Source organism: Larkinella punicea (genome assembly GCF_003334855.1).
GTDB classification, from domain to species: domain Bacteria; phylum Bacteroidota; class Bacteroidia; order Cytophagales; family Spirosomataceae; genus Larkinella; species Larkinella punicea.
Map to the genome: position 1 here is coordinate 1 of NZ_QOWE01000037.1, position 12,821 is coordinate 12,821.

Sequence of the window (12,821 nt, forward strand, 5' to 3'; positions counted from 1 at the left end):
ACATAGGTAACGGTGTCAGGCACCTAAGGCACTGCTGTTTTTATCCATCCCCTACCGCTCAGCCGAGTGACTACCAAAGATAATTCGGTTAATGGTAATCAGATAGGGTAGTGAGCAAAGGTATGAAAGGCACGCGGGCTTTCTTGATGGCACACTGTGGCTACAAACATCCGTCCGCTACGCGGCCAACCACCCCTCATTTGCGTTAGCATCGGCAAGCGTTTGCAAAAATCGTGACCAAAAAAGGGAAGGAAAAACGGTTTACCAATCATTTTAAATCCTTCGTACAGTACTGATTCGATATTAAAATTCATGTAATAACGAATATTGAATAACGAACACCGAATAACGAAGTGAAAACCGCCTAAATAATCGCGGTTTCTTTTACGGCTTTTCCTTCCAGTACGGTTTGGCGGTTTTTCAGCATGGAACCATAAATCGCCAGCGTACCGATTCCGGTCAATAGCCAGAAAAAATCCGTCGCCAGAACATACCGGCTGGTCGCCGGATTCCACAACCAGTCACCCGTTTGAATACCGTTGACGACCGGAACCAGCACCGACAGCAAGCCGCCCAGCAACAGAAAGAGACGGGTTTGCCGGGCTTCGGTTTTCAGGAATAATCCAATGACGGTAAACCCCAGCCACGACAGAAAGAAAACCGTATTGACCTGAAAGGCATGCGCTGAAACCTCCGCCGGAATCGCTAATTCGGCAATGAACAAAACCGGCACTGCCGGAAACAAACCGAAGCAAATAGCCAGATACATCATCGTTACCCGGTGATGAAACCGTTTCTGCGCTTCCGTGTAACCTTTTTTATTCCGGGCCTCCTTCCACAACAAAACGCCACTGATGATCACGAAACAGGTGAAAAGCGTCAGCACAAAGTAAATTCCTTTTAGCAAAAGCCCGCCAAACTGGGCAAAATGCAGGCGGGCAATGCCGTCGACCACCGACTCAACGTACTTCTTCCGACCGGGAATCACCTCAACGGCTTTTTTACCATCTTTCATGAAAATTGATACAATGCCGTCACCCGTAAATGATTTCTTATCGACAATCCGGGCGGACAGCAACGCATCTTCGCGTGTCAGATTCTCCACCGTAAAATAATGAACTTCATACCCCGGATAATCTGTTTTGATGCGATTTAAAACAGATTCTATGGATGCATTTCCGGTAGTAATGGCAGCATTCTCATTCAGTTTAACGGCTTCATTGGGTCGGATCAGCGCAAAAATTTTCTGCTGATCACCGCCATACAACACCATCACGGCGGGCAGCAGAATCAGCAGCGTGAGCAGATAAAACGCGCCGGTAACGGCGTACATCATCTGAAACGGCAAGCCGATCAAACCAAAAACGGTGTGGGCGTTGGTCCAGAGTTGTTTCCGGGTGCCTTTCAGCGAAAACCCGTAGAACTTGGTCAGCATATTCCGCCAGTGAACCAGCACACCGGTCACGACGGCAAACAAAAAAAACAAGGACACGAACCCTGCAATCCACCGGCCGGCATACGGCAACTGATCCAGAAAATGCAACCGAAAAAGGGTTTCGCCCACCGTAGACTCATGCCATTCGTGATCTGCAACGGTTTTGGTGAGGGGATTATACCGAAATCCTTCGTATTCCGGTTTTCCGTTGGGTTTGGCCACCATCCCATACACACTGATCAGCGGGTTTTCTTCGGTGGGCGGAACAATCCGCATTTCCTTGTCGACCAGAAAAGTCGGGTCGAAGATTTTTATTTTCCGGATTATCTCCTGATAATCAATGTGATCAACAACCCCGATACGGGAAGATGGGTTTTCCCACTGGTAGAATTCTTCCCGGAAAAGGGTGAAAGCCCCCGCAAAGAAGATAATGTACAACGCCACGCTGATCACGATGCCCGATACCGTGTGGGTATGGAACATGATGTGGTAAGCCCGGTTTCCTAAGCCTTTGAGTTTCATGGTTTATCGGGCGAAATAGATGATTCCAGAAAATACGACGCTGCTCAATAGATAAATCCCCCAGATTTTCCAGCCGTTGCGGGCCAGAAACGCCAGAATCATCAGCGCAACCCAGCACAGAAAAAACGTGAAGGTAGCCGACAGCAGAATTTGCTCGCGGAAGGGTGTGATGACTGCCAGCAACAGATGCAGACAGGTGGTCAGAACAAACCCGCCCAGAATCCCGGCGGAGATTTTCAGCGCCCGCTGGCCGGACGTGGTGAGATATTCTTTTTTAGCCGGCATCAGGATACAAGGTCAATCAGTGCCAAACCGTGGGTCAGAATCACCAGGCCGTAGAAATACCACTTCCCCAAAATGGCGGCAAACTGGATCAGCATCAGTGCGACCGTCACGGCACACAAGGCCAGAAGCACACCACTGGCCCAGCCTTCGCTGCTCACGCAGAGCGCGGTGCCGGTGGCAAACAAAGTGAGTCCCAGCCAGGACGACCAGGAGGCCGGGAACTTGTAAATCCCGGCGGGGAAATATTTCGACTTGCAATAGTACAAATATGCCCCAAAGACGAAGAGGTAGAAGATTGCCATTTAACTTTTTTTGGCAAGATTATATTTATTTAGATTAAATACAAATAGATTTGCTGCCGAAATAAAGAACACTCATAACCAATGAATTTGAGAACATTTATATTCTTAACCATTCTCTCCGCTGTAGCAAATTTCGCACTGGCGCAGCAATATGATTTGCGAGGGACAGTACACGACGAGGCAGGCAGTCCTTTACCCTCCGTAACGGTTTACCTGAAAAATACTAAATACACGACACTGAGTAACGGAGCAGGAACGTTTCAAATCAACAACGTTACCGGTGGAAAATATACACTGATTCTAAGCTACGTAGGCTTTGGCACCGTCGAGAAAACGATTGATTTACGGACGGATACGACGCTGGGAACCATTGTGTTGACCAGCACCGCGAAGGAACTGGCGGAGGTGTCGGTGAAGGCCGAAAAGCAGACCAAAGTTCAGGAAACCAAGCCCATTACCATCAGCAGCATCCAGATCAAAGACGTGGTCGCGCAGAATGTTCTGCTCACCGACGTGGTCGATCGCCTGTCGGGCGTCCGCATCCGGCGGTCGAGTTCGCTGGGCGACGGTTCGGATATTTCCATCAACGGGATTCGTGGAACCGCCATTCGCGTGTATATCGACGGTTTGCCGATGGAATTCATGTATCCCCGCTTCGACATTTCGACGCTGCCCATCGGCCAGGTCAAACGGGTCGATGTGTATAAAGGCGTGCTGCCCGTCGATGTGGGGACGGATGCGATGGGCGGGGGAATCAATCTGATTACGGAGCAAAAAATGCACAATTCGCTGCGGGCGTCGTACAACGTCGGCTCGTTCAACACCCACCTCGCCGATTTCTCCCTGAGTCTGGCCAATTCCAAAAACTACTTCGTCACGGTTTCGGGTGCCTATAATTATTCCGATAACGACTACAGGATGAATGCACTGGTTTTTGAGAAAAACAAGGTGGAGCAGGTCCGGCGGTTTCACGACCAATACCGGATGGCTTTTGGCGGAATTACCGTTGGGACGCACAGCAAACCGTGGGCGGATGAGTTGAAAGTATCACTGAATTTGTCGGGTGGTTACAAACAGCTCATGAACGGTGCCCGCGTTACCAACACGGCTTTTGGCGAAGCGGTTTATCACGCCAACAACCTGTCGGCGATCCTGAACTATACCAAATCCTTTCTGAACGAAAAAGTCCAGTTCAGTACCATCGGCAACTACAGCCGCGAACACATCAACTACGTCGATACGACCCGAAACGTTTATAGCTGGAGCGGGGCGATTGTGGGTCGGAGGAGTTCGCCGGGAGAATACACCAACACCCATTCCGACACCTATACGGACAGTTGGGTAAACCGCAGTACGCTGACGATGGCGCTGGCTCCTAACCACAAATTGCTGTTGTCCAATCTTTACGCCAGACAAACGATTCTGGGTAAAAATTACCTCCTGGACCCGGCGCGGGATTACCTGCGAATTCCGCAGGACTTGACCAAAAACATTGCGGGTTTGCAGTATGAGGCTTTTTTCTTCAACAGGCTCACGTTCACCGCAGCCGCCAAACGATTTGATTACAACCTGAACGGCGCGGAAAATCTCACACTCCAATTGATCCGGAAAAAGAATGGATTCTGGGGCTGGAACACCGGCCTGAAATACGACCTGAGTCCGGGACTTTTTGCACGGGCGTCGTTCGAAAAAGGGTATCTGATCCCGCAGTTTTACCAGTTTGTGGGCAACGGTGCCGACGTGCTGCGCAACACCGATCTGCGGCCCGAAAGCAGCGACAACCTGAATCTGGGCATTACGGTGGATCGTCCGGTTTCTCCGACGTTCCGGATTGCGAGCGCGGTAAATGGTTTTTATCGCAAACAGCACGATGTTATTTTTCTGGGAAACACGATTTTCACCCGCTACGAAAATGCCGATGAAGTCCGCACGCTGGGCGTTGAAGGCGACGTGTTGCTGAGTTACAAAACCGCCTTTTCGCTCAAAACCAACGTGACGTTTATGCGGAAAACCTTCGCCAAAATCGAAGCACCGGAAAATCAGTTTCTGGTCGGAGCGGCTTTTCCCAACAACCCCAATTTTTTCGCCAATACTGAGTTTTCGTGGCAGAAAGGCAAGTTGCTCAGCGAAAACGACCACTTCCGGGTCTACGTTTTTTACAATCACATCGCCACGTTCAACTACATCCAGGTGGGCAAAGACAACAGCCCGAGCAAAACGCCAACGGCCTATGTACCCACCCAAAACCGGGTCGATGCCGGCCTCTCCTACAAGCTCAACAAGCCGGGCCTGACGACCTCGGTCAACGTCCTGAATATTTTCAATGCCGAGTTATTCGACAATTTTTTGGTACCCCGGGCAGGTACGAGCTTCAATGTCAAGATCATTTATGAAATCGCTAATTTTTAAATAACCATGAAGAAAACCGGTTTACTCCTTTCTATTTTCATCGCAGGTACCCTCTTTTCGTGTAAAACCAGTGACCCCGACACGCCCGCTGCCGAATCCAAATACCAGGAGGAAGGCTACGTGCTGGCGTCCATTTCGCAGACCTCGGCCAGCAATACGTTTTACGCCGGGTATTTTCCAACGCTGCCCTCCGGCAATGTGGACCTGACCGCCAAATCGAGCTATTCCAGTTTTTACCCGAGCGCAACCTGGAAAAACTACCTGTTTGGCCAACCGCTCGTTTCCGACAAGAAGTTGTCAAAAATGGCCGTTGTAAAAGCAACCGGGGCCATTGAGGAAGTGGCTAGTATTCCGCTGGTCGACTACATATCCAGGGTGCTGATTATCAACGATCAACTGGGGATTTATTCGACGGGGGGCAACCGGGCCCTGTTTATGTTCAATCCGACCACGATGGAAAACCTGGGTCAGATCGATATGTCATCGGCCCAGAATTTTCCCGATCATGAAACCAACATCTATCCGCATCTGACGTACCGGGCCAGCGACAACCGACTCTTTGCGTCTTTATATACCAATAGCTCGAAAACCGGCCAGTTTTATGATGCGCAGAATGTGTATGTGGAGGTGATTAACATGACCACCAAAAAGTGGGAAAAAACGGCCGTATTCGAGCAGGCTACCTACGCAGTTTCGCGCGGAGCCGAAAACAGCCTGGTCGATGAGAACGGTAATATCTACGTCATTACGCAGGGGCAGTATGGTCTCGACGGGCAGCTCGGTCCCAATGCCGCCAAACGGTCGCGCCCCCAGATCTTGAAAATACCGGCGGGCAGCACGGATTTCGACAAAACGTACAGCTTCAATCCGGTTAGTGCGGTGGGCCTGCCCAATCTGATGTTTCAACTGGTGTTGGGCGGGGTCTATGACGCGAATGGGATTGCCTATGCCTGTATTTCCGGGCAACAGGACCCGCCAAGGCTCCTGGAGTTGATCGCCAAACTGGCTACGAACACGATTACGGCCACGGAGTATCAGGAACTTTCCAACCTGGCATTCTACGGAGCCAACCAGCGCTGGGCCAGGCTGGATCTGAACGCCAAAACCGCCACGATCATTCAGGATATTCCGCTGACGGCCGGCTACGGATACCCAATTACGTACAAATACGATGGCAAAATTTACATGCCGGTCTACAATGCCGAGCAGAAGCTGAACGGTATTTACAGCTACGATCCCTTAACGAGCAAGGCGACCCAAATCAATTCATTAACTGCCGGTGGATTGATCACGCACTTTTATAAACTAACCAAATAACCCTTTGAACAGGCCGTATTCTGGCACTCGCCGGCAATACGACCTGTTGTTTTATCAAACCGGCAGCGGATTCAGATCCGGGTTTTTGCGCTGGTGCCAATACGGATAAATCGGCTCCTTGTCACTGGAAGCGTCGAGCCTGGCCACCTGTTCTTTCGACAGATTCCAGCCAATGGCGCCCAGGTTCTGGGTCAGTTGCTCTTCGGTTCGCGCGCCGATCACGATGCTCGAAACCGTTGGGCGTTGCAGCAACCAGTTCAGGGCCACCTGGGCGACGGTTTTGCCGGTTTCGGCGGCCAGTTCGTCCAGCGTATCGACAATCGTAAACCAGTAGTCTTCCGGAATCACCGGGCCTTCGCCCCCTCCCTGCGCAATCCGGCTGTCGGCAGGCGCGGGCTGACTCCGGCGGTATTTGCCACCCAATCGTCCGGCCGCCAGCGGACTCCACACCACCGTTCCGACCTTCTGATCCAGCGCCAGCGGCATCAATTCCCATTCAAATTCGCGGCTCAGCAGCGAATAATACGCCTGGTGCGTCACGTATTTCGACCAGCCGTAGCGTTCAGAAACCGACAGCGATTTCATCAGGTGCCAGCCGGAGAAGTTGGAACAGCCGATGTAGCGCACTTTTCCGCTCTGTACCAGATTGTTCAACGCACTCAGGGTTTCTTCCACCGGCGTGTTGCCATCAAAACCGTGCATGTAATAGATGTCGATGTAGTCGGTTTTTAACCGGCGCAGGCTGTCTTCGCAGGATTTGACCAGGTGAAACCGTGACGAACCAAAATCATTCGGCCCATCGCTCATTTTGAAGGTCGCTTTGGTCGAAATCAGGGCTTTATCCCGCAAACCGGTCAGGGCTTTGCCGAGAATTTCTTCGGACATTCCCTTTGAATACACGTCGGCGGTATCGAACAGCGTCAGACCGGCATCCAGACAACGATTGACCATCCGGGTCGCTTCGTCGACCTGTGTGCTGCCCCAGGCTTTAAAAAATTCGGTGCCGCCCCCAAACGTGCCCGTTCCAAAACTCAACACCGGAACCTTTAGCCCCGACGCGCCTAATTGTCTGTATTCCATAGCAATGAAGAGTTTAAAAATAGAGGTTATTTCGCGGAGCTACGCAGAGAAAAAGGAGTTAAGCGGAGTATATGAAGAATCTCTGCGTACCTCCCTGTTTCCTCTGCGTAGCTCTGCGAAATAACGATTCCCATTCCGTCAATTTAATAACCGGGACAAATATATCACGATTTGCATCACCCGGTTTCCTGCCCACAACGGCTGTCTTACAAATAGAATTGTAAGTCTACCCCGGAACGCTTAATTTGAGGAGCCAAACCACCCTTTGCCCCACTGCTGCCCGATCTCTATGGAAATAGCTTCTTTTCTGATTGTCTTTTTTATGGTGCGGTACATCCGGACCTCACTCCAGACAGCCGTGCGGTTTCCGGAATGGGAAAGAATCCTGGTTATCGTCCAATACGCGGCATCCGGTTTATTGGCCGCCGATGTCTTTCTCGATTCCAGCATTACCAAATGGCTTTGGCACCTGCTGTTGCTGGGAATGGTCGGAGCGGCTTATCTCCTGAAAGATTTCCGGCCGGTTCGCAACGTCTGGCTGGCGGTTGGCCCCTACATCCTGGTTTCGCTGTTCAAAGACATCGCAAAGTTGATCGATTCGGATTTTTATGAATCCATCAGTACGGTTGTCGAGATCGCCGAAATCTTTACGCTGGTGTGGCTGATTGCGACCTGGGTCAGTACGCAACGGCAGCAGAAAGCCCTCGAAAAAGAACGCCTGAAACGACTCCAGGAAGAAGAACAAAGTCGGATTATTGCCGGTCAGAACGTGATGCTCGAACAGCTTGTGGCGGAACGGACGGCCGAATTGACCCGCCAGAAAGAAGAACTCGAACAAACGCTAACCGAACTGAAAGCTACACAAGATCAACTGATTCAGCGCGAAAAAATGGCCTCGCTGGGGGAGTTGACCGCTGGCATCGCCCACGAAATCCAGAATCCGCTCAACTTCGTCAACAATTTTTCGGAAGTGTCGGTGGAGTTGATCGAAGAGTTGAAAGAAGAACGCAGACGGGAAGACCGGGACATCGAACTGGAAGAAGAACTGCTGACCGACCTTACGCAAAACCTGCAAAAAATTACGCACCACGGCAAACGCGCCGACTCGATTGTGAAGGGCATGCTGCAACATTCGCGCACCAGCACGCCCCAGCGGGAACCCACCGACCTCAACAACCTGGCCGATGAATACCTGCGGCTGGCGTATCACGGTTTGCGGGCCAGCGACAAATCTTTCAATGCCACGCTCATCATGGACTTTGACGAGCACCTGGGCAAGGTTTCCGTGGTGCCGCAGGACATGGGCCGGGTGCTGCTCAATCTGTTTACGAATGCCTTTTATGCCACGGAACAAAAACGAAAAACCGGTCTGGCAGGCTATCAACCCACGGTGCAGGTCAGCACGAAACGCCTGTCCGATGAGCAGATCGAAATCCGGGTGCGCGACAATGGCTGCGGGATTCCGAAAACCGTTCTGACCAAAATTTACCAGCCGTTTTTTACGACCAAACCGACCGGCCAGGGAACCGGTCTGGGCCTGTCGCTGAGCTACGACATCGTTACCAAGGGCCATGGCGGAGAACTGACCGTCGAAACCGAAGAAGGTGAGTTTACGGAGTTCATCATTCAGTTACCGACATAAAGGCCGAGTTTGCGTACCTTTGAGAAAGAACCCTTTTTATTTTTTTTACTAAATAAGCCTGAGATGAAAGTATTGGTTGTAGATGACGAAACGGACGTACAGATACTTTTTGAACAACGCTTTCGGCGCGAGATCCGCGCGGGTGAACTCATTTTCGCGTTTGCTCATTCGGGCGAGAAAGCCCTCGCTTACCTGAACGAACATCCTTCTGAATATGTACTGATTCTGTCGGACATCAACATGCCCGGCATGAGCGGTCTGGAATTGTTGCGCCTGATTAAAACCACGTATCCGGCCCCTCCGCCCGTTGTGATGATGATCACGGCGTATGGCGATAGTGAAAGCCACGACCAGGCGATGCAACTCGGAGCCGATGCGTTTCTGACCAAACCGCTTGACTTTAACAACCTGAAAGAAAAACTCAAAAGCGCCCTATGAAGTCTAAAATTCTGGTCGTGGATGACGAAACCGATCTGGAACTGCTGATCCGGCAAAAGTTTCGCCGACAAATCCGCGAACTGCAATATGAGTTTGTTTTTGCTTTCAATGGCGTCGATGCGCTGGTCAAACTCCAGCAGCATCCCGACATCGATGTCGTGCTGAGTGATATCAACATGCCCGAAATGGATGGTCTGACGCTGCTAGAAAAACTCGGCGAGGTCAGCCCTCTGACCAAAACCGTGATCGTTTCGGCGTATAGCGACATGGCCAACATCCGGACGGCCATGAACCGGGGCGCTTTCGATTTTATCTGTAAACCCGTCAATTTTGAAGACCTGGACGTGACGATGCAGAAAACCATCCGGCACGTGGCGCAACTGCGTGAAACGCTGAAAGCCATCAAGGAAAACAACATTCTGCGGATGTACGTCGATGAATCGGTGCTTAATTTTATGGATCGCCGGGAGTTTGAATCGTCGCTGATGGTAAATGAAACCGTTCAGGCCACGGCGGTTTTTATCGACATCTGCGGGTTTACGGCCATTACGGAGCGCGAAAGTGCCGATACTGTTGTGAAGCTGATCAACCTGTATTTCGACGTAATGGTGAAGGAAATCATCGCCCAGGGCGGTTTTGTCGATAAATTCATGGGCGACGCCATCATGGCCGTTTTCCGGGGCGACTACCACCTCGACCGGGCCATCGAAGCCGCTTTGGCCGTCCGGAACCACATCGAATCGATGGAGGCCACGCTGCCCGACGAACCCATTTATACGCCCAAAGTGGCCATTGGTATCAATACCGGCGAGGTCATTTCGGGCAACATCGGCTCGGCAACCCTCCGGCGGCTCGATTACACCGTCATCGGCGATGTGGTCAATACGGCCCAGCGCCTGCAATCGTATGCGCAGGAAGGACAGATCATCATCAGCGATGCCGCTTACCAGTTGGTAAAAAACTCCTTCCGTTGTGAACCGCTGGGTGAAGTGTTGCTGAAGAATAAAGCAAATCCGGTAGCGGTTTATGCTGTAATTGAATAACTACGGATGTTACGACGCTGTTCAAGATTTGCAATCTAGAACCCTTCTGTCGCCGAACGGTACGCCGTCGCGGTTGTAATCGACAGCTTTTGCCACTTAATTCAAGTATGGAGTTAGTCGCTGGCCCGTTTTTTCACTGCCTTTTTCTGACGGTTGGCACCCGGATTCTAACCATTCATCCCCTTTTTTTGAACCGCTTAATAAACAACACTTGTTTACTAAACAGTGTTCAGTACATTTGTAACGTTAATTAACCGATATGGGAATTGTTGAGCGAAAAGAGCGCGAGAAAGAGGAAATGCGGAAACTGATCCTGGAAGCAGCCCAAAAGCTGTTTTTGGAAACCGGTTTCGAAAAAGTAAGCATTCGGAACATTGCGGATGCCATTGAATACAGTCCGGCGACGATTTACCTGTATTTCAAGGATAAAAACGAGTTGCTGTACGCCATTCACAACATCGGTTTTCAGAAGATGATTGAGGAATTTTACCCGGCCCTCAGTCTGGCAGACCCTTTTGATCGGCTGGTGGAAATGGGTCGACGGTATTTCCGGTTTGCATTCGAAAATCCGGAACTCTTTGATCTAATGTTTATTATGAATGCTCCGATGGATGCCCTGGCTTGCCGGGACGACATTTGGGATGAAGGCCGGTCGGCTTTCGGCTTGCTGATCAAGTGTGTACAGGATTGTATCGACGCCGGGGTGTTCAAGTACCAGGATGCGGAAGTAGCCGCCATCATGATCTGGAGTTCCGTCCACGGTTATACCGCCCTTTTCCTGCGGAAACGACTGGATATGTTTGAAGAAAGTCGCCGGAAAGAGTTGATGGAAGAAGCGTTCGATCTGTTTATCAAAACCATCCAAAAGGGTCTGTAAAAAAATTTGCCGAGCTAATGAACAGTGTTAATATACTAATATATGGTCACAAAACTCCGAATCGGCTACCTGCTGGTTCTGCTTTTAACAATCATACCCCAAGTGAGTCCGGCCCAATCCGCCGACGCCCCTTCGGCCATTCTGAACGCTTACATTCAGGAAGGCTTACAAAGCAACCTCGCGCTGAAACAGGAATCCCTGGAAATCAGCCGGGTAACGGAATCGATCACCCAGGCAAAAGCCCTCTTTTATCCCCGACTGACATTTAACCCGACGTATTCGCTGGCGGCTGGCGGTCGGCGGTTGCAATTTCCGGTCGGCGATTTGCTCAATCCGGTGTATGCCACGCTCAATCAACTCGCCGGTTCCGACCGTTTTCCCACCAACATTCCGAACGTCAACGAACTACTGGCTCCCAACAATTTCCACGACACCAAACTCAGCGTCCAGTACGCGGTTTTCAATACCGATATTCAGTATAACTACCTGATTCAAAAAGATTTACTTTCCGCCCAGGAAGCCCGCAAGCGCGTGGTTGAAAACGAGTTGCGGTATACCATCGCCACGGCGTATTACCAATATTTACAAACACTCGACGCGTTCCGGATCTACGACAACAACCGCGCGGTTTTACACGAACTGGGCCGGCTGAACGAAAAACTAGTCGCCAACAATGTGGCCACCAAAGATGTCGTGACCTCGACCCGCTACGAAATCAGCAAGATCGATCAGCAATTGGCCGTTGCCGACAAAAACCGCCAGAGTGCCAAAGCCTATTTCAATTTTCTGCTCAACCGCGACCTGACCGCCGACATTCAGGTCGATTCCCTGCTGACCAGAACGCTGCCCCCGGCTCCTCCCGCGCTGGGTGAGTTGCAGCAAACCGCCCTGCAAAGCAGACAGGAATTGAAGCAACTCGGTGGCTCGCTCCGGGCTTCGCAAAATGCCATTAAAATGAACGAAGCTTCCCTCAAATTACCCAATGTCTACGTTGGCGGGAATGCTGGTTTTCAGGGATTTGGCTACACCTTCAGCAATCAGGCGTATGTAGTTGGGCAGGTCGGCTTGTCCTGGGACTTGTTCAAAGGCTACGAAAAACGCTCGAAGGTGCAACAGGCCAAAATCCAGACCGAGCTTGTGCAAACGAAGCTGACAGAGGTTGAAAAACAGATTCAGTTGCAGGTCTTGCAGGCCTATTATGAACTGGATGCGGCCAATGAAAGCCTGAATGCCACTCAAACCGGCCTTGCCAATGCCGAGCAAACCTTCCGGCTTGTCGATAGCAAATACCGCAACGGCCAGGCGCTGCTGGTGGAATACCTGCGGTTCCAGAACGATCGGCTAACGGCTCAGATTCAGCAGGTTCTGACGCGCTACGATGTCTTGTTGAAACGGGCCGCGCTGGATCGCGTGACGGCCATTCAATAACACCCGCTTTGCCTTCCGATTCGTCATTTACACGATTAACTGC

General features: G+C 51.1%; 11 protein-coding genes. 7 read left to right on the top strand and 4 right to left on the bottom strand.

The window, feature by feature from the left end; all coding sequences use genetic code 11:
- Positions 1–364: 364 nt before the first annotated feature.
- The 3 genes from DUE52_RS30550 to DUE52_RS30560 are packed head-to-tail and all read right to left on the bottom strand — an operon-like array spanning position 365 to position 2,544.
- Positions 365–1,957, bottom strand: a complete 1,593-nt coding sequence (locus tag DUE52_RS30550) for a PepSY-associated TM helix domain-containing protein (protein WP_114409942.1) — start codon at positions 1,955–1,957, stop codon at positions 365–367.
- Between the two features lie 3 nt (positions 1,958–1,960).
- Positions 1,961–2,242, bottom strand: a complete 282-nt coding sequence (locus tag DUE52_RS30555) for a hypothetical protein (RefSeq protein WP_114409943.1) — start codon at positions 2,240–2,242, stop codon at positions 1,961–1,963.
- Positions 2,242–2,544, bottom strand: coding sequence for a hypothetical protein (locus DUE52_RS30560; RefSeq protein WP_114409944.1), 303 nt, complete (start codon positions 2,542–2,544; stop codon positions 2,242–2,244). The genes DUE52_RS30555 and DUE52_RS30560 overlap by 1 nt, the downstream gene beginning before the upstream one ends.
- An 81-nt stretch (positions 2,545–2,625) precedes the next feature.
- Here DUE52_RS30560 and DUE52_RS30565 point away from each other — a divergent pair, with 81 nt between their 5' ends.
- Positions 2,626–4,953: a TonB-dependent receptor gene (locus DUE52_RS30565; protein WP_114409945.1), complete on the top strand. Its 2,328-nt coding sequence runs from the start codon at positions 2,626–2,628 to the stop codon at positions 4,951–4,953.
- Positions 4,954–4,959: 6 nt separating this feature from the next.
- On the top strand, positions 4,960–6,270 hold the full coding sequence (locus DUE52_RS30570) for a DUF4374 domain-containing protein (protein ID WP_114409946.1): 1,311 nt from the start codon (positions 4,960–4,962) through the stop codon (positions 6,268–6,270).
- A gap of 54 nt (positions 6,271–6,324) precedes the next feature.
- Here DUE52_RS30570 and DUE52_RS30575 read toward each other — a convergent pair whose 3' ends face one another.
- Entirely contained in the window at positions 6,325–7,350 is a 1,026-nt protein-coding gene (locus DUE52_RS30575; RefSeq protein WP_114409947.1) for an aldo/keto reductase, read from the bottom strand.
- Between the two features lie 289 nt (positions 7,351–7,639).
- On the opposite strand from DUE52_RS30575, the gene DUE52_RS30580 reads away from it, so the two are divergent.
- From DUE52_RS30580 to DUE52_RS30600, 5 genes are all read left to right on the top strand, one after another.
- Positions 7,640–8,992: a sensor histidine kinase gene (locus DUE52_RS30580; RefSeq protein ID WP_114409948.1), complete on the top strand. Its 1,353-nt coding sequence runs from the start codon at positions 7,640–7,642 to the stop codon at positions 8,990–8,992.
- Between the two features lie 63 nt (positions 8,993–9,055).
- Positions 9,056–9,430, top strand: coding sequence for a response regulator (locus tag DUE52_RS30585; protein WP_114409949.1), 375 nt, complete (start codon positions 9,056–9,058; stop codon positions 9,428–9,430).
- Positions 9,427–10,473: an adenylate/guanylate cyclase domain-containing protein gene (locus tag DUE52_RS30590; protein WP_114409950.1), complete on the top strand. Its 1,047-nt coding sequence runs from the start codon at positions 9,427–9,429 to the stop codon at positions 10,471–10,473. The genes DUE52_RS30585 and DUE52_RS30590 overlap by 4 nt, the downstream gene beginning before the upstream one ends.
- A 259-nt stretch (positions 10,474–10,732) precedes the next feature.
- On the top strand, positions 10,733–11,350 hold the full coding sequence (locus tag DUE52_RS30595) for a TetR/AcrR family transcriptional regulator (RefSeq protein ID WP_114409951.1): 618 nt from the start codon (positions 10,733–10,735) through the stop codon (positions 11,348–11,350).
- A 42-nt stretch (positions 11,351–11,392) separates the two neighbouring features.
- On the top strand, positions 11,393–12,778 hold the full coding sequence (locus DUE52_RS30600; protein ID WP_114409952.1) for a TolC family protein: 1,386 nt from the start codon (positions 11,393–11,395) through the stop codon (positions 12,776–12,778).
- Positions 12,779–12,821: the final 43 nt, after the last annotated feature.

Excerpts from the sequence above, each read along its gene's own strand:
- DUE52_RS30550 (WP_114409942.1), bottom strand. The coding sequence starts at position 1,957 with ATGAAACTCAAAGGCTTAGGAAACCGGGCTTACCACATCATGTTCCAT.
- DUE52_RS30555 (WP_114409943.1), bottom strand. The coding sequence starts at position 2,242 with ATGCCGGCTAAAAAAGAATATCTCACCACGTCCGGCCAGCGGGCGCTG.
- DUE52_RS30560 (WP_114409944.1), bottom strand. The coding sequence starts at position 2,544 with ATGGCAATCTTCTACCTCTTCGTCTTTGGGGCATATTTGTACTATTGC.
- DUE52_RS30565 (WP_114409945.1), top strand. The coding sequence starts at position 2,626 with ATGAATTTGAGAACATTTATATTCTTAACCATTCTCTCCGCTGTAGCA.
- DUE52_RS30570 (WP_114409946.1), top strand. The coding sequence starts at position 4,960 with ATGAAGAAAACCGGTTTACTCCTTTCTATTTTCATCGCAGGTACCCTC.
- DUE52_RS30575 (WP_114409947.1), bottom strand. The coding sequence starts at position 7,350 with ATGGAATACAGACAATTAGGCGCGTCGGGGCTAAAGGTTCCGGTGTTG.
- DUE52_RS30580 (WP_114409948.1), top strand. The coding sequence starts at position 7,640 with ATGGAAATAGCTTCTTTTCTGATTGTCTTTTTTATGGTGCGGTACATC.
- DUE52_RS30585 (WP_114409949.1), top strand. The coding sequence starts at position 9,056 with ATGAAAGTATTGGTTGTAGATGACGAAACGGACGTACAGATACTTTTT.
- DUE52_RS30590 (WP_114409950.1), top strand. The coding sequence starts at position 9,427 with ATGAAGTCTAAAATTCTGGTCGTGGATGACGAAACCGATCTGGAACTG.
- DUE52_RS30595 (WP_114409951.1), top strand. The coding sequence starts at position 10,733 with ATGGGAATTGTTGAGCGAAAAGAGCGCGAGAAAGAGGAAATGCGGAAA.
- DUE52_RS30600 (WP_114409952.1), top strand. The coding sequence starts at position 11,393 with ATGGTCACAAAACTCCGAATCGGCTACCTGCTGGTTCTGCTTTTAACA.